The organism is Pedobacter segetis (assembly GCF_016623585.1).
Classification (GTDB): Bacteria; Bacteroidota; Bacteroidia; order Sphingobacteriales; family Sphingobacteriaceae; genus Pseudopedobacter; species Pseudopedobacter segetis.
Genome location: NZ_JAEHFY010000005.1, coordinates 38,035 through 59,306 on the forward strand (window position 1 = coordinate 38,035; position 21,272 = coordinate 59,306).

The following is a 21,272-nucleotide window of genomic DNA, read 5'->3' on the forward strand; positions in this document are numbered from 1 at the left end:
ATGGGAAATAAAATTTTAGTTACAGGTGGCACCGGGTTTATAGGTTCGCATACTGTTGTTGAGCTTTATAATGCTGGTTACACGCCTGTAATTGTTGACGACCTTTCTAACTCATCAATAAAGATACTAGACCAGATCGAAAAAATCATTGGCAATAAGCCAGAGTTCCACCAGTTTGATCTGTGTGATGAGGCCAAAACGGCAGATTTCATTAATTCAAATCCAGATATTAAGGGAATCATCCATTTTGCGGCTTTTAAGGCCGTTGGCGAATCGGTACAGAAACCGTTAGAATATTATAGAAACAACTTTTTTTCTTTGATAAACCTATTAACTTCTTATAAAGGAAAAAATATCAATTTCGTTTTTTCTAGTAGCTGCACAGTTTACGGCCAGCCCGATGTTTTACCGGTTACAGAAGAGGCTCCAGTAAAAAAAGCAGAATCTCCTTATGGCAACACCAAACAAATTGCTGAAGAAATACTAGCCGAAACCGCCGCTGTAAGCAAGAATTACAATATTGTTGCGCTAAGATATTTTAACCCGGTTGGTGCGCATAAAAGTGCTTTGATTGGCGAATTACCTATCGGGATACCGCAAAACCTGATTCCCTTTGTTACACAAACAGCCATTGGCAAGAGAGAAAAAATTACAGTTTTTGGTGATGATTACAACACCCCAGACGGAAGCTGCGTTAGAGATTACATACATGTAGTTGATCTGGCAAAAGCCCACGTTGCGGCCATTAAACGTATGGAAGAAGGTAAATCTTCTGATAATTATGAAGTTTTTAACATCGGTACCGGAAAAGGGACTACCGTTTTAGAGATCATCAACGCCTTTGAAAAATCAACCGGCGAGAAACTGAATTATACCATTGGCCCACGCCGGGCAGGAGACATTGAAAAAGTTTATGGAGATGTAACCAAATCTGCAGAAGCATTAGGTTGGAGAGCCGAGTTAAATGTAGATGATATGATGAAATCTGCATGGGAATGGGAAAAATATATTAATGAAAATCCTTTTTAAATTTAGATGTGAGTATTGAGATGTGAGTTTCCTCTAGAATGGAAAACTTGCAAATCATCTCATATCTCATATCTCACTACTCATATCTAAAAAATGAAAAAAATACTCATTACCGGTGGGGCCGGGTTTATAGGTTCACACGTTGTTAGGCGTTTTGTGAACACGTATCCAAATTATAAAATCGTTAATCTGGATAAGCTGACATACGCAGGGAATCTAGAAAATTTGCTCGATATTGAAAAAGCGGCCAATTACAAGTTTGTGAAAGGTGATATTGTTGATGCCGCCTTTATTCAAGATTTATTTAATAAAGAAAATTTTGATGCGGTTATCCATTTAGCCGCCGAATCTCATGTTGATCGTTCTATCTCGAATCCGATAGAATTTGTGATGACCAACGTTGTAGGTACTGTGAACTTGTTAAGCGCTGCCAAAAAAAGTTGGAAAGGCGATTATGAAAAAAAACGTTTCTATCATGTCTCTACAGATGAAGTTTATGGCACTTTGGGCGAAGGAACAGAAATGTTTACCGAAGAAACTTCTTACGACCCACATTCCCCATATTCTGCCTCAAAAGCAAGTTCAGATCATTTTGTAAGGGCTTATTTTGATACTTATGGGATGGATTGTGTAATATCCAATTGTTCTAATAATTACGGTCCGTTCCATTTCCCAGAGAAATTGATCCCACTTTCTATCCACAATATCAAACAAAATAAGGCCATCCCAATTTACGGAAAAGGCGAAAATATTAGGGATTGGCTTTGGGTAGAAGACCATGCAAGGGCAATTGATGTTATTTTCCATAAAGCAAAATCTGGCGAAACCTATAATATTGGTGGGCATAACGAGTGGACCAACATCGATTTGATCAGAACTTTGTGTAAAGTGATGGATAGAAAGTTAGGTAGAGAAGAAGGAACATCAGAAAAGTTGATCACTTATGTTACCGATAGAGCTGGCCATGATTTACGTTACGCCATTGATGCCACTAAATTGAAGAACGAATTAGGCTGGGAGCCAAGCTTACAATTTGAAGAAGGTTTAGAAAAAACGGTTGATTGGTATTTGGCAAACGAAAAATGGCTGAATAACGTTACATCTGGTAACTATCAAAGTTATTACGAAGATCAATACCAAAACAGATAAATGTTAGGTCTTTTTAAAAAGAAGAATAAAACACCAAGATTTGATTTTAGTAACATAGGGGTTGATATGCACTCGCATATCTTGCCCGGCATTGATGATGGTGCGCCAACCCTAAGGGAATCCATCATGATGATCAAACGGTTTCAAGAACTCGGTTTTAAAAAACTGATTGCAACGCCACATATCATGGCAGATTATTATCGCAATACCCCAGAAACCATTAATAAAGCGTTAGATGAACTGCTGGAAGGATTGGTAAAACAAAATATCGATATACAAATTGAAGCCGCTGCCGAATATTATTTAGATGAAACCTTTGAAAACAAAATCAATAAAGGAAACCTAATGGCCATGGGCGGGAATTATGTTTTGTTCGAGCTTTCTTACATCAACTATCCAAATAACATCAAAGAGATTATACAAAGATTAAATGATAAAGGCTTAAAGCCGATTTTAGCACACCCCGAGCGTTACCCTTATTTAGGCTCGATAGAAAACTATTACAAGATTAAGGATTATGGATGTTATTTTCAGCTGAACACCATTTCTTTGAGCGGATATTACGGGAAACAAGTGCAGAAAACAGCTGAAGAGTTGGTAGATAATTTGATGGTGGATTTTATAGGGTCTGATATGCACCACTTAAAACACGCAGATGCCTTAAAACAAAGTCTTTTTACTCCCCATTTAAAAACCCTTTTTGAAGAAACTGCCTTGCAGAATATAATGTTGAAGTGATTTAAAATTAGAAACTCTCTATGAAGAATTTTTGAGCTTTTTCTAAAACAGCTTAAGCTTACTATGAAAACCAATAAAAGAATTATTAATAAAAACAATAAAATGATTTCTGCAGCTCCTAATCACATAATATATAGGCTTAGGTATAATTAAAAAATCGCTTTTGCTATATTATAAGTTTGCTCTGGTTTGCCCATGGTATAAAAATGTAAAACCGGGACACCAAAATCTATCAATTCTTTACATTGCTGGACCATAAATTCTGTACCTACTTTTTTAACATCTTTGCTATTTTTACATTCTTGTACTGCTTCGCTCAAATCTTCTGGCAAATCTATATGGAAAATTTTAGGCAGTGCAACCAATTGCCCCAATGCGCTTATGGGTTTTAGACCTGGAATAATAGGAACGTTAATGTCGTTTTCTCTACATTTCTTCACAAAATCAAAATATTTTTGGTTATCAAAAAACATTTGGGTTACAATAAACTCGGCTCCGGCATCCACTTTTTGTTTTAAAAATTTAAAATCGGTTTTTAGGTTTGGTGCTTCAAAATGCTTCTCTGGGTAACCTGCAACACCAATACAGAAATCGCTATTGCAATCTGAGGTTACATCTTCATGTAAAAATTTACCCGCATTATGATCTTTAATGTGTTTTATCAAATCGGTTGCGTAGCAATGCCCGCCTTTGGTTGGTATAAAAGACGGGTCGGTTTTGCGGGCATCGCCCCTAAGGGCTAAAACATTATCTATACCTAAAAACTGAAGATCGATCAAGGCATTTTCGGTCTCCTCTTTGGTAAAACCCCCACAAATTAAATGAGGAACTGCATCTACCCCATATTTATTGATGATGGCGGCGCAGATAGCGATCGTACCCGGTCTTTTTCTGTACGATACCTTTTCTAAGAGCCCGTTTTCCTTTTCTTTGTAGATATAATCTTCCCTTAAAGAAGTAACATCTATAAACGGTGGTTTAAACTCCATTAAAGGATCTATGGCATCATAGATCCATTGGATGCTTTGCCCTTTGATGGGCGGTAAAAGTTCAAAAGAAAAAAGCGTTTTGCCTTTTGCGTTTTTTATGTGATCTGTGATTTTCATTTTATTCGGTCTTGGGTAGTGAGTATTGCGTATTGAGATTATCGCTTTAAAGAGCTCTCAATACTCACGTCTCAATTCTCATATCTATTTTAATAACCTAAATTCGGGCTCAACCATCTTTCTGCCGTTTCTAGATCCATGCCTTTTCTAATTGCGTAATCTTGTACTTGGTCTTTATCTATTTTTCCAAGCCCAAAATATCTGGCTTCTGGGTTAGCGAAATAAAAACCGCTTACTGCTGCCGTTGGATACATGGCAAAACTTTCGGTTATTTTTAACCCGATTTTAGTTTCTGCATCTAGCAACTGCCAAAGGGTTGCTTTTTCTGTATGATCTGGGCAGGCCGGGTAACCGGGTGCGGGCCTTATGCCTTGATATTTTTCTTTGATCAAAGATTCTTTATCCAATTCTTCATCTTGTGCATATCCCCAAAAATCTTTGCGCACCAATTCATGCAATTTCTCTGCGAAAGCTTCTGCCAATCTATCTGCCAAGGCCTTGGTCATAATGCTGTTGTAATCATCATGGTCTTTCATAAATTCGGCAACCAACTCATCGCAACCATGCCCTGTTGTTACTGCAAAACCACCAAAATAATCTTGTATCCCGGTTTCTTTTGGGGCTATAAAATCTGATAAAGCGTAATAAGGTTCGCCTTTGGCTTTTTCTGCCTGCTGGCGGAGGGTGTGTATGGCTACCTTGTGTTGTTGATTAGTTTGTGATCGGTTTTCGGTAATCGGTTGATTTGCATTTTCGGCTTTGCATTGTTGATTAGTTTGTGATCGGTTTTCGGTAATCGGTTGATTTGCGACCGTATTTACCGATGACTGATCGCCGACATACAACTGATTACCATTTACCGATAACTCAATATCATCACCAACAGCATTTGCTGGCCAAAAACCGAAAACTGCTTTTGCCGTTAAAAGTTTTTCATCAACAATTCTTTTAAGTAAAGCTTGGGCATCGTCAAAAAGTTTCTTTGCTTCTATGCCTACAAATTTATCGTCAAATATTTTTGGGTAAGAGCCTCTTAACTCCCAAGTATGGAAAAAAGGGGTCCAATCTATATAAGGCACCAGTTCTTCTAAAGGATAATTTTCGATAACTTTAGTGCCGGTAAATTTTGGTGCCTTAGGAACATAATTATCCAAATCAATTTTATACCTGTTATTTCTAGCATCATTGATGCTCAAGAACGATTTTACAACTTTCTTTTTATTGTAATTATCCCTGGTAGTATGGTAATCGTCTTTTAGTGTTTTAATGTAATCTTCCTTGGTTTCTTTTGCCAACAAATTGCTACAAACGCCCACGCTTCTTGATGCGTCTAAAACATGGACAACTGCACCTTTATAATGAGGGTCGACTTTTACGGCGGTATGTATTCTTGAAGTTGTTGCACCGCCAATTAGCAAGGGAATATCAAAACCCTCACGATCCATTTCTTTGGCAAAATGCACCATTTCATCTAATGAGGGGGTAATCAATCCGCTTAAACCAATAATATCGACCTCGTGTTTCTTGGCCTCCTCAATTATCTTATTTGCTGGCACCATTACGCCCAAATCAATAACTTCAAAATTGTTACAGGCTAAAACAACGCCAACAATATTCTTCCCAATATCATGGACATCGCCTTTAACAGTAGCCATTAAAACTTTACCCGCACTACTACTTGCCCCAGAAACTTTGCCCGCTTCTATGTATGGCATTAAAATAGCTACGGCTTTTTTCATTACCCTTGCCGATTTTACTACTTGTGGCAAAAACATTTTTCCGGCACCAAACAAATCGCCAACTATGTTCATACCGTCCATTAATGGCCCTTCTATCACTTCAATTGGGAAAGGATATTGTAAACGGGCTTCTTCTACATCAATATCTATGTAATCTACTATACCTTTGATCAAGGCGTGGGCAAGGCGGCTTTGAACAGATTCTTTCCGCCATGCTTCATCTTTTACAATAACTTTACCTTTGTTTTTTACCGTTTCTGCATAATCAACCAAAATCTCTGTCGCATCTGGGCGGCGATTTAAAAGCACATCCTCTACCTTTTCTAAAAGCTCTTTCGGTATTTCCTCATAAACTTCTAACATCCCGGCGTTTACAATTCCCATATCTAACCCGGCTTTTATGGCGTGGTATAAAAACGCAGAGTGCATGGCCTCACGAACGGTATTGTTTCCTCTAAAAGAGAAAGAGATATTGGAAACACCGCCACTCACTTTTGCATACGGAAGGTTTTCTTTGATCCACCTAGTGGCATTGATAAAATCTACCGCATAATTGTTATGCTCTTCTAATCCCGTGGCAACGGTTAAAATATTGGGATCAAAGATGATATCCTGTGGCGGAAAATTAACTTCATTTACCAAAATATCGTAAGAACGTTTACAAATCTCTTTTCTGCGTTCTAAATTATCGGCTTGGCCATTTTCATCAAAAGCCATCACAACCGTAGCCGCACCATATTGTTTGATCTTATGTGCGTATTCTTTAAACTTTTCTTCTCCTTCTTTTAACGATATTGAGTTTACGATACCTTTTCCTTGTAAACATTTTAACCCTGCTTCGATCACGCTCCATTTAGAAGAATCTACCATTATCGGTAGTTTAGAAATATCAGGTTCTGATGCGATGAGGTTCAAGAACTTGGTCATGGCGGCCTCAGAATCTAACATTCCTTCATCCATATTTACATCTATGATCTGTGCGCCGCCTTCTACCTGTTGCCTTGCGATGGATAGTGCCGTATCGAAATCGCCAGATAAAATAAGCTTAGAGAATTTTGGAGAGCCGGTTACGTTTGTGCGCTCGCCAACGTTTACAAACATGGTATCTGGCTTTATGGTAACGGCTTCTAAGCCAGAAAGACGCATATAAGGTTCTCTTTCTGGGATTTTCCTTGGCGGATATTTCTTGGCTTTTTCTGCCATTGCCCTAATATGGTCTGGCGTGGTTCCACAACATCCACCAATTACGTTTACAAAACCCGATGACATAAAATCATCTACCAAAGTTGCGGTCTCTGAAGCTGTTTCGTCATATTCACCAAATTCGTTTGGTAGGCCTGCGTTTGGATAAGCGGTAACAAACATATCTGCTTTTTCAGAAAGTTCTTCAATATGCGGGCGCATATCTTTTGCGCCCAAAGCACAGTTTAAACCAATTGAAAGCAAATTACCATGGCGCATAGAATTTAAAAATGCTTCTACGGTTTGCCCGGATAGTGTCCTTCCGGATGCGTCTGTAATGGTACCAGAGATCATGATATCGAGCCTAAGCCTTACACTACGTCCCTTTTTAGGGGAGTGGGATGCCTGTCCTGTTTCAATTTCTTTTGAATAAACCGATCTAGATATATTTTTTGGGAGTTCTTGGGCTTTTTCTAATTTCTCGTTAAGCTCTTTTTCATATCGTTTGATAGCGAAAATGGCAGCTTTTGCATTTAAGGTATCAAAAATTGTTTCTACTAAAAGTAGATCTGCACCGCCATCAACCAAACCTCTTACTTGCTCATAATATGCCTCTTCTAATTCTTCGTAAGAAATTGCCCTAAAACCAGGGTCGTTTACATCTGGCGACATAGAAAGCGTACGATTGGTTGGGCCAACCGCTCCGGCTACAAAACGTGGTTTCTCTGGGTTTTTTTTGGTGTATTCTGTGGCTATTTCTTTGGCTATTCTTGCGCCTTCAAAACTTAGTTCGTAAGATAGGTCTTCCATGCCATAATCGGCCATTGAGATACGTTGTGTACTAAAAGTATTGGTCTCTATAATATCTGCGCCGGCATCTAAATATGCTGCATGAACAGCTTTGATCACATCGGGGCGAGTAATATTTAATAAATCATTATTCCCCTTAACATCTAACGGATGGTCTTTAAATCTTTCTCCACGGAAATCCTCTTCAGTTAGTTTATATTGCTGAATCATGGTGCCCATCGCACCATCTATAATGAGTATTCTTTTTTCTAATTCTTTTCTGATATCCATTGTTTTGTTAGATATGAGAATTGAGATGCGAGATATGAGATGAACTGAAAGCGGGATAAAGCTTATTCTCAAATCTCAAATCTATTATCTCAAATCTAATAAAGCTTATTTAGAAAAGTCGGGTTGGGGTATTTTTGGACTTTAACTTATCTTTTCCACCCTTTTTTAGGATGAATAGAATTTAGCACCTTGTTTGCACAGGTTGCTAAGACTTCGTTGGGTCTAATCCCTCCGTCTTTCTCTATAAGCAGGTGCAAAGGTGCAACATTGTTTGGTTAAAAGCAAATATGGATTGCTTGTACGAAAAAATTTTGGCCGAACCTAAAATCAAGTAATCTTAATGTTCGCTTTTAACTTTAAAAGTTCTTTTATAAATGTATCATTATCATCGGGGCTGATGTAAACCTCATCGTATTTATTGTATCTGATAACCAAACCTTTTCTGGCCGTAGCCGGTTTGTAGCCTATCCACTTTGTAGTGTTTTTTTGGATTTCTTTAATATCTTCAATTAGGATAACTCCTTTTAAGGGGCCGCAAAAATATCTTAACTCTTTGGTGCTTAACGTGTACCTGGTTTTAAAAAATATCCAAATTAAAAGAAGGGAGATAGCAAGATCGATCAAGAATACGATCCCAGATTCTTTTGTTGGGCCATTCAAGTAAATGTCTGAAACAGTCAATATCATCATTAAAGAAATTACGCCTACAATTATCGCTATAAATAGAGGGTCTTTTCTGCTCTTAAATGTTTGCACCATTTTGTTTTAAAAACTTAACTCTAACAAAATAGGGCAATGATCAGAATGTTTGGCTTCTGGTAAAATAGCCGCTCTTTTTAAATGCTCTTCCATTTCTATGCTTGCCATGTGATAATCAATTCGCCAGCCTAGGTTTTTGCTCCTAGCTCCGGCTCGGTAGCTCCACCAAGTATAATTATGTGGTTCTGGATTAAAATGGCGGAAGGTATCTATAAACCCTAAATGAATAAAGCTATCCATCCAAGCTCTTTCTTCTGGTAAAAACCCCGATGAATTTGCGTTTGATTTTGGGTTGTGGATGTCTATCGCTTTATGGCAAATGTTGTAATCGCCAGAGATGATCAATTTTGGAAAAACGGCTTTTAAGCGAGAAATATAATCGGCAATTTCATCTAAAAACTTGTATTTAAAACCCTGACGAATATCGCCGCTGCTACCTGATGGGAAATAAGCGCTGATGATAGAAAAATCGTCGAAATCTGCCCTGATCATTCTTCCCTCTTGATCGTATTCTTCAATTCCACAACCGTATTCTACGTGGTTGGGTTCTATTTTAGAAAAGATCGCCGTACCGCTATAACCCTTTTTCTCTGCCGGGAACCAATAATGTTTGTAGCCCAGTTGCTCTAAAATAACAATATCGACGATCTGATCTGGTGTTGCCTTGATTTCTTGCAGGCAAACTATATCTGCATCTGTTGCTTGCAGCCAAGCAAAAAAATCTTTGTTTATTGCTGCTCTTATTCCGTTTACGTTGTAGGATATGATTTTCATTTTTTCAGTTGGGTTAGTTGAAATAGTTGATTGGTGGTTTTGGAAATTTGTGCAGAAATGGCATTACTTGCAGAACCATTGTTGTACCGCACTAAACCAAATAATTAACGAAAAACCTGAGTTGAACCACCATTAGCCATTTTTGTGCAAATTTGCTGTTATAAGGCGTTTTTTTATGCAGGTATTGGGTTTACTTTTAGTTGTCCGCCAACAGCTTTCAATACTTTCATAATAGTTGAAAATTGTGGTTTGGCCCCGTCTGATAGTGCTTTGTATAAGCTCGGCCTGCTCATTCCGGTTTCTTGCGCTATTTTGGTCATACCTATTGCTTTAGCGATGTGTCCAATTGCAGTCACAACCTCGGCATCATTTCCTTCTTCCAAAACCGCATTTAAGTATTCGGCGATCATTTCGTTGCTGTCTAAATAATCTGCTATGTCAAATTTTGATGTTTCCATTTTATTTTTTTAGGTTATCCAAAATTACTTTCGCTTTTTCGATGTCTTTTTGTTGAGTGGATTTGTCTCCGCCAATTAGTAGAATAATAATTTTTCCATCAATTTCTTTGAAATAAATCCTATAGCCTTTTGCGTAATTGATTCTCAATTCACTAATCCCGTTTCCAACTGGCTTGCAATCTCCAAAATGTTCTTCATTTTCTAGTTTCTGTAGCCTGAGCAAAATTTTTGCCTTAGCTCTCAAGTCATTCAGCTTTTTAAACCACTTGTCAAATTCTGTTAACTTTTCAATAAAGTATATTTACATAAAATTGTATTCGTTAGGATACAAAAATATAATTAATAGTCTGTTGTTGCAAATCCGTTTTTGAGGATTTTGTGGAGTTAAAATGCTTTACAACGTTTTGCAAGTTTAAGCTGTGCTCGAGTTATAGTGCTGATTTTCGACTTAGCATAAACATAATTATTTGCATAAAAGGAAGTGAAAGCACTTCGCCTTGGCATTGATTAAGCTGTTATAGCCATTTTTTTTTCATTCCGACATGATTTTCCATTTCCGAGGTTTTTTCAAATCCGAGGTTTCGATAAAATTTTATAGCTTTAATATTTATCTTAAAAACTTGTAAATAAATCAGTTTTTTTTCGGACGTAGCTCGTTCAATAATTTCTTTCATAATCGTCTTTCCTATCCCTAGATTCTGAAATTCGTTATCTATGAGTAAATTCTCTATATAGATTTCGTCAAATGTTTCTTTCAAAACCAAATATCCTACTTCTCTTAGATCATGAATAATTATTTTAGTTTTAGATGCCATGAAATTTGTTTCATGTATTTTCCTTTGTGTTTTTTTATTCCAAGTCCATATTCTTTCTACATACATTTTAATCGAATTGGTTTTAATTCGGTATGTTAATTCTAAATCTTTATTTATTGCATCTCTTAAGTTCAAATGTATGTTCGGTTTTCTAAAATTGGCTATAACATTAGGCTTGTGATGATGGTTGGTTTTTGATTTATCATTATTCGCGTTTTTTTTTGTGTTAAGGATTGGAGCGGCACCCCGGATTGGCCGCCTTTTTTTGCGGACAAACGGAGTATAGCGTAAAGCCTGACCCTTGCGAAGCTTGGGGAACACCCTGATTTTATTCTTTTAAAGACCTCAATAGTTTTCTCAATTCTTTTTTCTCTACCAAACTAACGTTCATTTTGATATCTGTTAGCGGCCTGTCGTTCCCATCTACTTTTACGGTACAAATATTATCGACCATGATCATCCCCTTTACCACTTCGCCAAAAACGGTATAATTTTGATCGAGATGTGGGGCGCCGCCGATGGTTTTATAAACCTCTCTTTGTTCTTTAGGGATTTTTCTGCCGCCCAACCTGTTTTTTTCTACGGAATCTAACTCTTCATCTGTAAAGACCTTCCCTTGTACAATATAAAATTGGGAAGCGCTAGATGCTTTTTCGGGATTATTATCTCTTGCGGCAGCCAAAGCGCCCTTTTTATGAAACAGATCGGGGTTAAATTCTGCCGGGATGGTATAGCCCAGATCGCCATCACCTAATTGTTGGCCGGGTTTTGCGGTTTTAGAAGTAGGATCGCCGCCTTGTATCATAAATTGTGGTATCACCCTATGAAAAAGGGTTCCGTTAAGTGTACCGTCTTTAATTATTTTTATAAAATTATCACGGTGTTTTGGTGTTTGGTTATATAATTTGATATAAACCGTACCGTAATTGGTGCTTATTTTTACGTAAGTGTTTTTTGGTTTTGATGCAAATACGGTTGTAAAAAACAAACAAAAAAGTGGCAATAGAAATTTTTTCATGTTTAAGAGAATATATCTTCAAAATAATTGACGATCAATGTTTTCATCAGCATTTCTTGTTCTAAAATATTGTATGCCGGTATGGCTTTCAATTTTTTCCAATGTGGCCAACCATCTTGATCGGTGCCTTCTAATTCATAAAAGCCCAGATCTGAAAACAGCCTGCAATTGGCAATGTGCATCAATTCTTCTTTCTCCCTTTTGCTGAATTTTTTTGGCCCTTGCCCCAGTTCTTGTACGCCAATCAAAAACAAGATCACTTTTATATCGGGTTTTTCATTATCAAACTTATTTGCTAATTGATCTTGTAATTTTAAAAACTTTTGGTTTACTTCTGCTGGTTTCATGTTTTGCAAATATATCGGATTTTTAAAACAAGCATCATTATTTTATGTTAAAGCAAGTTGTATGGAAATAAAATTGTTACCTTAATATGTTTGCGGTTTTATACCTTTGTGATATGCTTAGGAGAAAAAGCTTAAATACCTTATTAGCACTATCACTGATGTTTTCTATGATCAGTGCGGCGGTTCCTTTGCATAATATTTTTCATCATCATTATTTTATACCTGCCGATACTTGCGGAAACAGCTGCCACAAACATTTAAAGAATTACACCAAGCCTTGCTGCACTACTTCTGATGCTGTTTTTTTAGGAGAATTACCCACAGAGCCGGCGCATATTACCGTAAATCAAAAAGTTACGGTATTAACCTACCTATTAAAAGACGATAATTATTTTCAGTTTTTTCATCTTACCAAAAACAAGGCTCCGCCTGTAACTGCTTAATTTTCTAGAATTCTATTATTAATTAAGCGGTTAATTACCGCATTATTCTTTTATTTCAAAAAATTAAGATGAAACGTATTCTTTATAGTTTGATATGTCTTTTTATAGGCTTTTCAAACGTTTATTCAGCAGATATTACTTTTTCTGGGAAAGTGATCGATGCACAAAACAAACAACCTTTGCCCGGCGCAACTATTACCATACAAGAATTAAAAGTAAGTTCTTTAACCAACGTTGATGGTAAATTCAGTTTTAACAGGATCCCAGATAAAGGAAAATTCTTGGTCCAGGTTTCTTATCTAGGTTATAAATACCAAAACAAAACCATTGATTTTGCAACTACTCAAAACATTACGTTTGAGTTGCAACCCAGTTTAATTGAAGCCAATGAAGTGGTGGTAACCGGTACGGTTACGGGTGCAGATAGCAAGAAAAACAGCACTTCTGTAGGGGTTTTGTCTAAAGATGAAATGCTAGACAGGCCTTCTACAAATTTAATAGATGCGGTTTCTAAAATTGCCGGGGTTAATCAAATTACCACTGGGCAAGCTATTTCAAAGCCTGTTATTAGGGGGCTTTCTTACAACAGGATAGTTACCATTAATGATGGCGTAAAGCAAGAAGGCCAACAATGGGGAGACGAACACGGGATCGAGATCGATCAATACAGTGCAGATAGGGTAGAGGTTTTACGCGGAGCTGCAAGTTTACTTTACGGGGCTGATGCCCTTGGAGGTGTTATCAATATTTTAGAACCACTAACTGTGCCTGAAGGTACCGTTAAAGGAGAAGTGCTGAGTAATTATTCTTCAAACGGCGGGTTGAGCGCAAATTCTGCGATGTTAACAGGTAATTCTGATGGCTTTGTATGGCGGGCCCGGGGAACTTATAAAAATGCCTATTCTTTTAAAACCCCCGAATATTATTATCCAAACTCTGGTTTTAACGAGCGCTCTTACGAAGGGATGTTCGGTTTAAATAAGGCTTGGGGTTACAGCCATGTAAATGTTTCTTATTTTAATAACAAAATAGGTTTTTATGATCCCCAAGTAGATGCAAATGGTAATTTTTTGAATGATAATGGAGATGTGATTACCTCTGCCGAAACCAAAAGCAGAACCTTGCAATACCCAAACCAAGATATATCGCATTTTAAAGTTGCTTCTAACAGTAATTTTCTGTTTGATAAAGGCAACCTCAAATTAGATTTGGGTTTCCAAAACAATGTAAGGAAAGAGTTGGCAAGCGCCAACCCATCTTTGTTTTTTGATCTAAACACCTACACGCTTGACGCAAAATATTATTTTGAACAAAAAAACGCATGGCAACCTGTGCTTGGTTTGAGTACGGATTATGCGCATAGCCAAAATAAAGGAAAAGAGTTTTTAGTACCCGATTATAATTATTTTGGAGTTGGTGCCTTTTATTATGTTAAAAAAGATTGGGAAAACTCAAGTTTTAATGCGGGCTTACGTTATGATTATAGAAATAACCAAGGAAAAGATCTATTTTTAAATGGGGAACAAAAATTTACCGCTTTTAATACCAATTATTCTAATTTAAGCGGTGCCGTGGGTTTTACGCATCAGTTTAACGATAAATTTAATTTTAAAACTAATTTGAGTACAGGTTTTAGAGCACCCAACCCAGCCGAGCAGGGTTCTAACGGCATACATGAAGGCACTTTTAGGTATGAGGTTGGGACCAATGATTTAAAGGCCGAAAAAAGCTATCAGGCTGATGTATCTTTTGGTTATACCACAGAAAATTTTGATATAAACCTAAGTTTTTACAACAATTACATGGCGGATTATATCTTTTTGGCACAAAAAAACGGAGAGACCATAGATGTTACTGATGATAACGGACAAACGCAAACTTTCCCGCTATTTAGGTACCAACAAGATAATGCAGATTTATATGGTACAGATGCCAGCTTGATTTTTCACCCTACAAGTTTTTTCCATTTCGAGAATACATTTAGTTATGTACACGCAGAAAATTTAGCTCAAAACAGGCCTTTGCCATTTATACCTGCAGCAAGTTTAAGAAACGAGATAAGGCTAGAGCCTAAAATAAAAAGTTTAAAAAGCAGCTATTTCTCTGTTGGTTTAGATAATTATTTTGCCCAAAACAGGATTGATAATTTTGAGACCACAACCGGAGGCTATTCTTTATTAAGAGCGGGCATTGGTACCGCATTTAACATAGGCAAGCAGGTGGTTAGGCTAAATGTTTCTGGAAACAACTTATTAAACAAAAAGTATTATGATCATTTGAGCAGGTTTAAACCGGGCAGGTTAGATGAAACAAATCCAACTTTTGGGATTTATAACCCTGGCAGAAACGTAACCTTTGGCGTTTATTTGCCGCTTAGTTTGTGATAGCTCTTGTTAATTTGGTGGTTATTTTTTGAAGAAATAACCGCCAAATTTTTATTAAGTATAATTTAGGTTTTAAATTTTAAAAGAAAATCTGAACTATTAAGGATTGGTATATTTCTGAAAGGATGTAAAATTAACAAATCCTTATCGCCAGTAAGCAGGCAAGCAGCATTTGCTGCAACTGCTAGCTCTAAAAATTTATTGTCTTTTGGGTCTCTGCAAACAGTTATTCTTTCTGTTGGCAAAAATAGTTTTGAATTCTTTTTAATCTTGTCGATTAAAACAGCTCGTTCATTATCTAAGAGGTATTTATCGAATTTCTTTCTGTATAAAACTTCTTCTAATTCTTCAATAGTACTAGAAGAAATTGCAATCTTTCCTAAATTGAGTACCTGATCAAATGCTTTTGCATTTACATTGTTTTTAATTAAAGCAGAACTAATCAATGAATTTGTATCAATTACAAAGAAATTCATTTAATCTTCTTCTAAAATTTCATTTAAAATATCATCCGTAAGGCCGCGTTGTTCCATCGTATTTCTCAATTTTTCCAAATATTCTTCAAACGCCTTATTATCATCTCCAATTAATTCTTTACTCAATTTTATATCAAACAAAAGTAAAACTCGGTTTTTAAGTTCTTGACTAGCATTTCTCCACTTTTCGGCAATTGAATCTTCTACTTCTAAAACTATCTTTTCCATGTGAATAATTTTTAATAATCAAATTTAATCAAAATAAGATTAAAATATTTCTGATTTATTTAAGATCTAGGTATAGCTCAATAACATAAAAATTTTAAGCAAAAATCTGTAATGTTTAATTTGCTTTTGTATCTATACTTACAAAAGCTAATTGTTAAATGCCAGATTCTAATTTTAAAGAAATCTATCAAACCTATTCCCCACAAATTTATAGGGTTTGTTTAGGTTATGTGAATGATGCAGAACAGGCAAAAGACCTAATGCAAGAAACATTTATCTCTGTTTGGAAAAACCTTACCTCATTTCGGCATCAATCAAAAATAAGTACCTGGATCTTTAGGATCGCAACCAACAACTGTTTACGGCACCTAGAAAAATCAAAAAGGATCATTACTACAGAGTTGCCCTTTCAAATCGAAGAGGAAGTAGAGATTGATCAGGATGATAAAGTAAAGTTTTTATACCAATGTGTTTCTGAATTAGAAGAAACCGACAGGTTGATCATTTCTTTGGTTTTAGAAGATTTGCAGCATTCAGAAATAGCAAACATCATCGGCTTAAGCGTTGGTAATATAAGGGTAAGGGTGCATCGTATCAAAGAAAAATTAACAGCTAAATTTAAAAAACATGGACAATTTCAATGATTTAAAGGCAATTTGGCTCAATGTAAAAACAGATGGACTGCCCAGCTCAGCACAAATGATCGCCATCATCAAAACCTATAAGAACAAGACCTTAAAAAAATTAGTTTGGATAATTATAGCTGCCTTGGCAATGATTTTGTTAATGCTTTTTACAGGTTATGTTTATAATTTTAAATTTCTTAGCTCAAAAATAGGCGAAGGCTTTATCGTGTTTTCAGGCTTGATCTTGATCGCTACCAACCTAAATTCTCTCAACAGGTTTTATAGATTAAAGGTGTGCAGCAATAAAGAATATATCTCGTTTTTAGAACAAACAAGGTTAAGGCAACTATTTTATTTTAAATATACACAGCTTGCCGGTCTGTTTTTTTGCTTTGTGGGCCTTATCCTTTATCTGTACGAATTGGTTTATCAAAATACATTTTCAATGATAATTTCATACCTGCTTTTAGTTGTTTATTTCTCTTTTATTTTATTTTATTTGAGACCAAGAAACTACAAAAAAGGAGCAGCCAAACTAAAACAAGAAATAGAAAACGCAAGAAGGGTTGCCCAACAGTTTTAGAACTTAACAGTATGAAAGCATCAAAACATTATAGCGGTTTACTATCAACCGGATTGTTTCTCATCAGCTTTAGCTTAATAATAAAACAGTTTTTACATCTTTCTGATGCACTAAACGGAATATTGATGGGTATTGGATTAAGTATAGAACTATACGCTGTATTTATGCTCTTTAAACTAAAGAACAAAAAGGCTCAATAAATCTATTTTCCAAACATATTAGCCAAACCACCCATGCCGCCAAGCATTTGTTGGGTAACAGCCGCCATTTCAGATTGTGAAACGTTTTCTGCTTGGGCCAATACTTTATTGATTGCTATTACCAAAACTTCTTCTAAAGCTTCTTTCCCGTTTTCACTGATAAAATCATCATCGATCTCTACCGAAGTAATCTTTTTTGATGCCGTTGCGGTTATTTTAATTGCTCCGTTCTCAACCTCAGCACTTAAACTGATGTTTTCTAAACGCTTTTTTACCTCTTCTGCTTTTTGTTGCGCCTCAAATATTTTATCGAACATAGTATGGTTTTTATCATTAAAATAAACACAAATATACGACCACCAATATCAAAAAAACGGGATAATCTAAAAAAGAAATTAAGTAATTGGCACAACACTTGCCAAACCCTTATTAAATTAATGATTATGAAAAAGATTACACTTAAGGGGATAATGGCAGCAGCTGCTCTTACCCTGATAACAATTGCAAGTTCTTATGCACAAACCAACGATGTTGAACACCCTACCAGATTAGGGGTTGCCCTTGGCATTGGTGTACCAACAAAATCTGGCGGAGCCGATATTATCTTAGCCCCAGATTTGCGCCTACAACATGATTTAAGCAATAGAACATCTTTAACCTTAACCACAGGTTACTATGGCCCAATTGGCGGGGGAACAGAATTTGGAGACGGTTTAATACCATTGAAAGCAGGTGCTAAGTTCTTTTTTGGCGATACTTATTATTTTCAACCAGAAGTAGGTGTTGGTTTCTCTACCACAAAAAATGGTGGAAATCCTTTTATTTATGCGCCCAGCTTAGGTTACGCCAATAACAAGTGGGATATTTCTTTAAGGTATGAAGGTTTTGAATACAACCCAGGCAGCAACGGAATGGTTGCGGTAAGGTTGGCTTACGCTTTTAAAAGGCCAAAAAAATAATCGCATTTTTAAATGTAACAAAGAAAAGGTCGGCAAAATCGCCGATCTTTTTTTGTTTCTAAACTTAACATCACCTTAACATTCTGTTTAAGCCAATCATCCATCTTTGTAAAAAAATAAAGATGATGGAAATCTTTTATTGCGGAATTATAGCTTTAACTATTTTGGCTATCATTGCTTTTTATTTTAGCCCTTTCGATTTAAAAATTGAAGAAGAAGAGGATTAAAATCATCTCCTTAAAAAAACCACAACCTTATCAATTATCGGTTGTGAAACCCCTACCCTTTATAATTTCTAAAAATGACTAAAAGAGAACTAGATATCGTAATTATATCTGATGTGCATTTGGGCACTTATGGTTGCCATGCCAAAGAACTTTTAAAATATCTTAAGAGCATCAAACCTAAAATGCTAATCCTTAATGGCGATATTATTGATATTTGGCAATTTAGCAAATCGTATTTCCCAGAAGAACACACCAAAATTATCCGCAAAATCTTAAAATTTGTTACAGAAGGTGTTCCCGTATATTACCTTACCGGCAACCATGATGAAATGTTGAGAAAATTTACCGATTTTAAAATGGGCGGTTTCCAGTTATTAAATAAATTGGTACTTAATTTAGATGGCAGCAAAGCTTGGGTTTTCCATGGTGATGTTTTTGACGTAACCATGCAGCATTCTAAATGGTTGGCAAAATTAGGCGCAGTAGGTTACGATACATTGATACACATTAATAGTTTTACCAATTGGGTATTGACCAAAATGGGCAAAAAGAAGTATTCGTTTTCTCAAAAGATAAAAGCCAGCGTAAAAGAAGCCGTGAAGTTTATTAACCAATTTGAGCAGACAGCGGCAGAATTAGCCATTGAAAAACAATATAGTTTTGTAATTTGTGGGCATATACACCATCCAGAAATAAGAGAAATAAAAACCGAGAAGGGCAGCGTTACCTATTTGAATTCTGGAGATTGGGTAGAAAGCTTAACCGCCTTAGAATATAAAGAAAAAGCATGGGGCATTTATAAATACGATGCCGATCTAATTGAGGATGATGGTTTGGATGATAACGAAGACTTAAAGAACAGCTTGAACGTTAATGAACTTTTAAAGAGATTTAAACAAGAGGTGGCGTAATAAATACCAATGAAAATACTTTTTGCCATACAGGGAACCGGGAACGGGCATATTAGCAGAGCAAGAGAGATCGTACCGTTGCTTCAAGCACATGGCGATGTAGATCTTTTGGTAAGTGGCTCGCAGGCCGATGTTTCCCTAACGCAACCTTTAAAATACAGGTTTCATGGTTTTAGCTATGTTTTTGGTAAAAAAGGCGGGATAGATTATTGGAAAACCTTTAAAGCAATGGATATGAGGCAACTTTATAAAGATATGCGCTCTATCCCGTTGCAAGATTACGATCTGATCATCAACGATTTTGAACCCATTACCGCTTGGGCTTGCCGTTTAAAAAAAGTGAAAAGCGTTTCTTTAAGCCACCAAGCATCTTTTTTATCTCCAAAAACACCCCGCCCGGCAAAAAGAGAAAAATATGCCGAGCTGATATTAAAATACTACGCCCCCACTACAAACCACATCGGTTTTCATTTTAAACCTTATGATAGTTTTATTTATTCCCCGGTTATCCGTAGCGAGATAAGAGACCTAAACCCACAAAACAAAGGTTATTATACCGTTTATTTACCCGCGGTTGATGATAAACTATTATTACAGTATTTGCATGCCATACCCAACGTAACATGGCAGATTTTTAGCAAACACCAAAAAACACCTTATACGTTTAAAAATGTTTTGGTTAAACCGATAGAAAATGAAAGTTTTAATAAAAGCTTAGAAAACTGTGCGGGCTTACTTACCGGAGGTGGTTTTGAAGGCCCTTCAGAGGCCTTGTACCTCGGTAAAAAAGTTTTGATGATCCCCATGAAAAATCAGTTTGAGCAAGAATGCAATGCAGAGGCAGCCAGGTTGTTGGGCGTTTCTGTTGTAAAAAAAATAGATTTAAACTTTGTAAACATTTTAAAAGATTGGATAAATAGCGATCAGAAGATAGCAATTGATTTCCCTAACCAAACCCAATTGATAGTAAACGATCTGATAGAAAAATTTGGCAAGGTTAAAAATCAATAGTCCAATTTAATAGATTATCGTTATAATTGTTGGTCTGCAAAACTTAGGCATGATCCAACAATTTAAAAATTTAAGTTTCTTTAACATCTTTATTTTATTTGCCTTATTGTTTGTATTAAGGTTGGGCATTTTTTGGCACCTGCCGGCCAATATAAATTCTGGTTTCAATATTTTCTTCAGCAGAATTCTTGTCCCTTTAGATTTTGATAAATTACTATCCCCCGCATTAAACATTTCTCTTGCGGCACTCGTTGTTTTAGGGCAGGCCTTAATTTTCAATAGGGTTATCAACAATTACAATATCCTAAACAAGGCCTCATTTTTACCTGCGCTGTTATTTGTGGTTTGTTCTAGCGTTTTTGAACCTTTCCTTATCCTTTCGCCCCCTTTGCTATCTAATTTTTTGGTATTGTTTATCTTTACCAAGGTTTTGAGAGAACACAAATCTGTAGATTCTGTGGCCGCTATGTTTGATCTTGGCTTGGCAGTTGCCATTGGTACTGTTTTATATTTCCCGATCGTACTTTTTGTACTTGTCTTATTTACGGCCCTAATTCTTTTTAAACCTTTCAATTGGCGAGAGTGGGCAAGCGTATTAGTGGGCTATATAACCATCGTGTTTTTTTTAGGCATTTATTATTATTACAACAATAGGCTTTTAGATTTTTATGAGATATGGAGGCCCTTATCAACAAAAATCCCCTTCTATATAAAAATCAACATAGCAGATTATATGGTGCTATTTCCAATTATCATCTGCTTAACGCTTGGTTTTATATCCCTCAGGGCCAACTTTTTTAAAAGCTTTGTTTTGGTTCGCAAATCTTTTCAGCTTTTGGCACTTGTTTTTTTGGTATCGATACTTTCCTTTTACCTTAAATCAGACTACAGGATCAATCATTTCCTTTTATGCGTGGTTCCCATATCCGTTACGCTATCCTATTACTTCATTAACGCCAAAAAGAAATGGGTATATGAATCTTTGTTTATCATGATGCTCATTTTTATCGTTTATTTCCAGTTTGTTTAA

The 21,272-nt window shown here is 36.2% G+C and carries 24 protein-coding genes and 1 riboswitch; of the genes, 12 read left to right on the forward strand and 12 right to left on the reverse strand.

Annotated features, from left to right (window positions below):
- The 3 genes from galE to I5M32_RS04260 all read left to right on the forward strand — a co-directional run bounded on the left by galE (position 1) and on the right by I5M32_RS04260 (position 2,916).
- Positions 1-1,029, forward strand: coding sequence for a UDP-glucose 4-epimerase GalE (galE, locus tag I5M32_RS04250; protein ID WP_200584945.1), 1,029 nt, complete (start codon positions 1-3; stop codon positions 1,027-1,029).
- Between the two features lie 93 nt (positions 1,030-1,122).
- Positions 1,123-2,178: a dTDP-glucose 4,6-dehydratase gene (gene rfbB / locus I5M32_RS04255; protein WP_200584946.1), complete on the forward strand. Its 1,056-nt coding sequence runs from the start codon at positions 1,123-1,125 to the stop codon at positions 2,176-2,178.
- Entirely contained in the window at positions 2,179-2,916 is a 738-nt protein-coding gene (locus I5M32_RS04260; RefSeq protein WP_200584947.1) for a tyrosine-protein phosphatase, read from the forward strand.
- Positions 2,917-3,065: 149 nt separating this feature from the next.
- On the opposite strand, the gene metF is transcribed toward I5M32_RS04260, so the two are convergent.
- The 9 genes from metF to I5M32_RS04305 all read right to left on the reverse strand — a co-directional run bounded on the left by metF (position 3,066) and on the right by I5M32_RS04305 (position 12,194).
- On the reverse strand, positions 3,066-4,022 hold the full coding sequence (gene metF, locus I5M32_RS04265; protein ID WP_200584948.1) for a methylenetetrahydrofolate reductase [NAD(P)H]: 957 nt from the start codon (positions 4,020-4,022) through the stop codon (positions 3,066-3,068).
- 89 nt (positions 4,023-4,111) lie between these two features.
- Positions 4,112-8,023: a methionine synthase gene (gene metH / locus I5M32_RS04270; protein WP_200584949.1), complete on the reverse strand. Its 3,912-nt coding sequence runs from the start codon at positions 8,021-8,023 to the stop codon at positions 4,112-4,114.
- Between the two features lie 143 nt (positions 8,024-8,166).
- Positions 8,167-8,273: riboswitch (SAM riboswitch) on the reverse strand.
- 77 nt (positions 8,274-8,350) lie between these two features.
- Positions 8,351-8,782, reverse strand: coding sequence for a PH domain-containing protein (locus I5M32_RS04275; protein ID WP_200584950.1), 432 nt, complete (start codon positions 8,780-8,782; stop codon positions 8,351-8,353).
- 6 nt (positions 8,783-8,788) lie between these two features.
- Entirely contained in the window at positions 8,789-9,556 is a 768-nt protein-coding gene (locus I5M32_RS04280; RefSeq protein ID WP_200584951.1) for an exodeoxyribonuclease III, read from the reverse strand.
- 173 nt (positions 9,557-9,729) lie between these two features.
- Entirely contained in the window at positions 9,730-10,014 is a 285-nt protein-coding gene (locus I5M32_RS04285) for an addiction module antidote protein (RefSeq protein WP_200584952.1), read from the reverse strand.
- 1 nt (position 10,015) lies between these two features.
- A complete protein-coding gene (locus tag I5M32_RS04290) occupies positions 10,016-10,315 on the reverse strand; it encodes a type II toxin-antitoxin system RelE/ParE family toxin (protein ID WP_200585086.1) in 300 nt (99 codons plus the stop codon).
- A 214-nt stretch (positions 10,316-10,529) separates the two neighbouring features.
- Positions 10,530-11,150: a GNAT family N-acetyltransferase gene (locus I5M32_RS16915; protein ID WP_200584953.1), complete on the reverse strand. Its 621-nt coding sequence runs from the start codon at positions 11,148-11,150 to the stop codon at positions 10,530-10,532.
- Between the two features lie 7 nt (positions 11,151-11,157).
- The gene (locus I5M32_RS04300) at positions 11,158-11,847 is read right to left on the reverse strand and encodes a peptidylprolyl isomerase (protein WP_200584954.1); all 690 of its coding nucleotides are present in this window, start codon (positions 11,845-11,847) and stop codon (positions 11,158-11,160) included.
- A gap of 2 nt (positions 11,848-11,849) precedes the next feature.
- Complete coding sequence (locus tag I5M32_RS04305; protein WP_200584955.1) at positions 11,850-12,194, reverse strand: hypothetical protein; 345 nt, start codon at positions 12,192-12,194, stop codon at positions 11,850-11,852.
- A 113-nt stretch (positions 12,195-12,307) separates the two neighbouring features.
- Between I5M32_RS04305 and I5M32_RS04310 the strand changes: the two genes are divergently transcribed.
- Complete coding sequence (locus tag I5M32_RS04310; RefSeq protein ID WP_200584956.1) at positions 12,308-12,637, forward strand: hypothetical protein; 330 nt, start codon at positions 12,308-12,310, stop codon at positions 12,635-12,637.
- Positions 12,638-12,705: 68 nt separating this feature from the next.
- A complete protein-coding gene (locus I5M32_RS04315) occupies positions 12,706-15,021 on the forward strand; it encodes a TonB-dependent receptor (protein ID WP_200584957.1) in 2,316 nt (771 codons plus the stop codon).
- Between the two features lie 65 nt (positions 15,022-15,086).
- Here I5M32_RS04315 and I5M32_RS04320 read toward each other — a convergent pair whose 3' ends face one another.
- Both I5M32_RS04320 and I5M32_RS04325 read right to left on the reverse strand, forming a co-directional pair.
- The gene (locus tag I5M32_RS04320; RefSeq protein ID WP_200584958.1) at positions 15,087-15,497 is read right to left on the reverse strand and encodes a putative toxin-antitoxin system toxin component, PIN family; all 411 of its coding nucleotides are present in this window, start codon (positions 15,495-15,497) and stop codon (positions 15,087-15,089) included.
- Positions 15,498-15,725 carry a hypothetical protein gene (locus I5M32_RS04325; RefSeq protein ID WP_200584959.1) on the reverse strand — a complete coding sequence of 76 codons (228 nt, stop codon included), beginning with the start codon at positions 15,723-15,725 and terminating at the stop codon, positions 15,498-15,500. It abuts the gene before it with no gap.
- 158 nt (positions 15,726-15,883) lie between these two features.
- Between I5M32_RS04325 and I5M32_RS04330 the strand changes: the two genes are divergently transcribed.
- The 3 genes from I5M32_RS04330 to I5M32_RS04340 are packed head-to-tail and all read left to right on the forward strand — an operon-like array spanning position 15,884 to position 17,134.
- Positions 15,884-16,369 (forward strand): RNA polymerase sigma factor, encoded by a 486-nt coding sequence (locus tag I5M32_RS04330; protein WP_200584960.1) that lies wholly within the window; start codon positions 15,884-15,886, stop codon positions 16,367-16,369.
- Positions 16,353-16,934, forward strand: a complete 582-nt coding sequence (locus tag I5M32_RS04335; RefSeq protein WP_200584961.1) for a hypothetical protein — start codon at positions 16,353-16,355, stop codon at positions 16,932-16,934. Before I5M32_RS04330 ends, I5M32_RS04335 begins: the two co-directional genes overlap by 17 nt.
- An 11-nt stretch (positions 16,935-16,945) precedes the next feature.
- Complete coding sequence (locus I5M32_RS04340; protein WP_200584962.1) at positions 16,946-17,134, forward strand: hypothetical protein; 189 nt, start codon at positions 16,946-16,948, stop codon at positions 17,132-17,134.
- A gap of 2 nt (positions 17,135-17,136) precedes the next feature.
- Here I5M32_RS04340 and I5M32_RS04345 read toward each other — a convergent pair whose 3' ends face one another.
- Positions 17,137-17,451: a YbaB/EbfC family nucleoid-associated protein gene (locus tag I5M32_RS04345; RefSeq protein ID WP_200584963.1), complete on the reverse strand. Its 315-nt coding sequence runs from the start codon at positions 17,449-17,451 to the stop codon at positions 17,137-17,139.
- A gap of 126 nt (positions 17,452-17,577) precedes the next feature.
- On the opposite strand from I5M32_RS04345, the gene I5M32_RS04350 reads away from it, so the two are divergent.
- From I5M32_RS04350 to I5M32_RS04365, 4 genes are all read left to right on the forward strand, one after another.
- Entirely contained in the window at positions 17,578-18,093 is a 516-nt protein-coding gene (locus tag I5M32_RS04350) for a hypothetical protein (protein WP_200584964.1), read from the forward strand.
- A gap of 301 nt (positions 18,094-18,394) precedes the next feature.
- On the forward strand, positions 18,395-19,231 hold the full coding sequence (locus tag I5M32_RS04355; RefSeq protein WP_200584965.1) for a UDP-2,3-diacylglucosamine diphosphatase: 837 nt from the start codon (positions 18,395-18,397) through the stop codon (positions 19,229-19,231).
- A 9-nt stretch (positions 19,232-19,240) separates the two neighbouring features.
- Positions 19,241-20,242: a glycosyltransferase family protein gene (locus tag I5M32_RS04360; RefSeq protein ID WP_200584966.1), complete on the forward strand. Its 1,002-nt coding sequence runs from the start codon at positions 19,241-19,243 to the stop codon at positions 20,240-20,242.
- 49 nt (positions 20,243-20,291) lie between these two features.
- Entirely contained in the window at positions 20,292-21,272 is a 981-nt protein-coding gene (locus I5M32_RS04365) for a DUF6427 family protein (protein ID WP_200584967.1), read from the forward strand.

What these genes read in the sequence shown, in the direction of transcription:
- galE (WP_200584945.1), top strand. Translation starts at nt 1, where the DNA reads ATGGGAAATAAAATTTTAGTTACAGGTGGCACCGGGTTTATAGGTTCG.
- rfbB (WP_200584946.1), top strand. Translation starts at nt 1,123, where the DNA reads ATGAAAAAAATACTCATTACCGGTGGGGCCGGGTTTATAGGTTCACAC.
- I5M32_RS04260 (WP_200584947.1), top strand. Translation starts at nt 2,179, where the DNA reads ATGTTAGGTCTTTTTAAAAAGAAGAATAAAACACCAAGATTTGATTTT.
- metF (WP_200584948.1), bottom strand. Translation starts at nt 4,022, where the DNA reads ATGAAAATCACAGATCACATAAAAAACGCAAAAGGCAAAACGCTTTTT.
- metH (WP_200584949.1), bottom strand. Translation starts at nt 8,023, where the DNA reads ATGGATATCAGAAAAGAATTAGAAAAAAGAATACTCATTATAGATGGT.
- I5M32_RS04275 (WP_200584950.1), bottom strand. Translation starts at nt 8,782, where the DNA reads ATGGTGCAAACATTTAAGAGCAGAAAAGACCCTCTATTTATAGCGATA.
- I5M32_RS04280 (WP_200584951.1), bottom strand. Translation starts at nt 9,556, where the DNA reads ATGAAAATCATATCCTACAACGTAAACGGAATAAGAGCAGCAATAAAC.
- I5M32_RS04285 (WP_200584952.1), bottom strand. Translation starts at nt 10,014, where the DNA reads ATGGAAACATCAAAATTTGACATAGCAGATTATTTAGACAGCAACGAA.
- I5M32_RS04300 (WP_200584954.1), bottom strand. Translation starts at nt 11,847, where the DNA reads ATGAAAAAATTTCTATTGCCACTTTTTTGTTTGTTTTTTACAACCGTA.
- I5M32_RS04305 (WP_200584955.1), bottom strand. Translation starts at nt 12,194, where the DNA reads ATGAAACCAGCAGAAGTAAACCAAAAGTTTTTAAAATTACAAGATCAA.
- I5M32_RS04310 (WP_200584956.1), top strand. Translation starts at nt 12,308, where the DNA reads ATGCTTAGGAGAAAAAGCTTAAATACCTTATTAGCACTATCACTGATG.
- I5M32_RS04315 (WP_200584957.1), top strand. Translation starts at nt 12,706, where the DNA reads ATGAAACGTATTCTTTATAGTTTGATATGTCTTTTTATAGGCTTTTCA.
- I5M32_RS04320 (WP_200584958.1), bottom strand. Translation starts at nt 15,497, where the DNA reads ATGAATTTCTTTGTAATTGATACAAATTCATTGATTAGTTCTGCTTTA.
- I5M32_RS04325 (WP_200584959.1), bottom strand. Translation starts at nt 15,725, where the DNA reads ATGGAAAAGATAGTTTTAGAAGTAGAAGATTCAATTGCCGAAAAGTGG.
- I5M32_RS04330 (WP_200584960.1), top strand. Translation starts at nt 15,884, where the DNA reads ATGCCAGATTCTAATTTTAAAGAAATCTATCAAACCTATTCCCCACAA.
- I5M32_RS04335 (WP_200584961.1), top strand. Translation starts at nt 16,353, where the DNA reads ATGGACAATTTCAATGATTTAAAGGCAATTTGGCTCAATGTAAAAACA.
- I5M32_RS04340 (WP_200584962.1), top strand. Translation starts at nt 16,946, where the DNA reads ATGAAAGCATCAAAACATTATAGCGGTTTACTATCAACCGGATTGTTT.
- I5M32_RS04345 (WP_200584963.1), bottom strand. Translation starts at nt 17,451, where the DNA reads ATGTTCGATAAAATATTTGAGGCGCAACAAAAAGCAGAAGAGGTAAAA.
- I5M32_RS04350 (WP_200584964.1), top strand. Translation starts at nt 17,578, where the DNA reads ATGAAAAAGATTACACTTAAGGGGATAATGGCAGCAGCTGCTCTTACC.
- I5M32_RS04355 (WP_200584965.1), top strand. Translation starts at nt 18,395, where the DNA reads ATGACTAAAAGAGAACTAGATATCGTAATTATATCTGATGTGCATTTG.
- I5M32_RS04360 (WP_200584966.1), top strand. Translation starts at nt 19,241, where the DNA reads ATGAAAATACTTTTTGCCATACAGGGAACCGGGAACGGGCATATTAGC.
- I5M32_RS04365 (WP_200584967.1), top strand. Translation starts at nt 20,292, where the DNA reads ATGATCCAACAATTTAAAAATTTAAGTTTCTTTAACATCTTTATTTTA.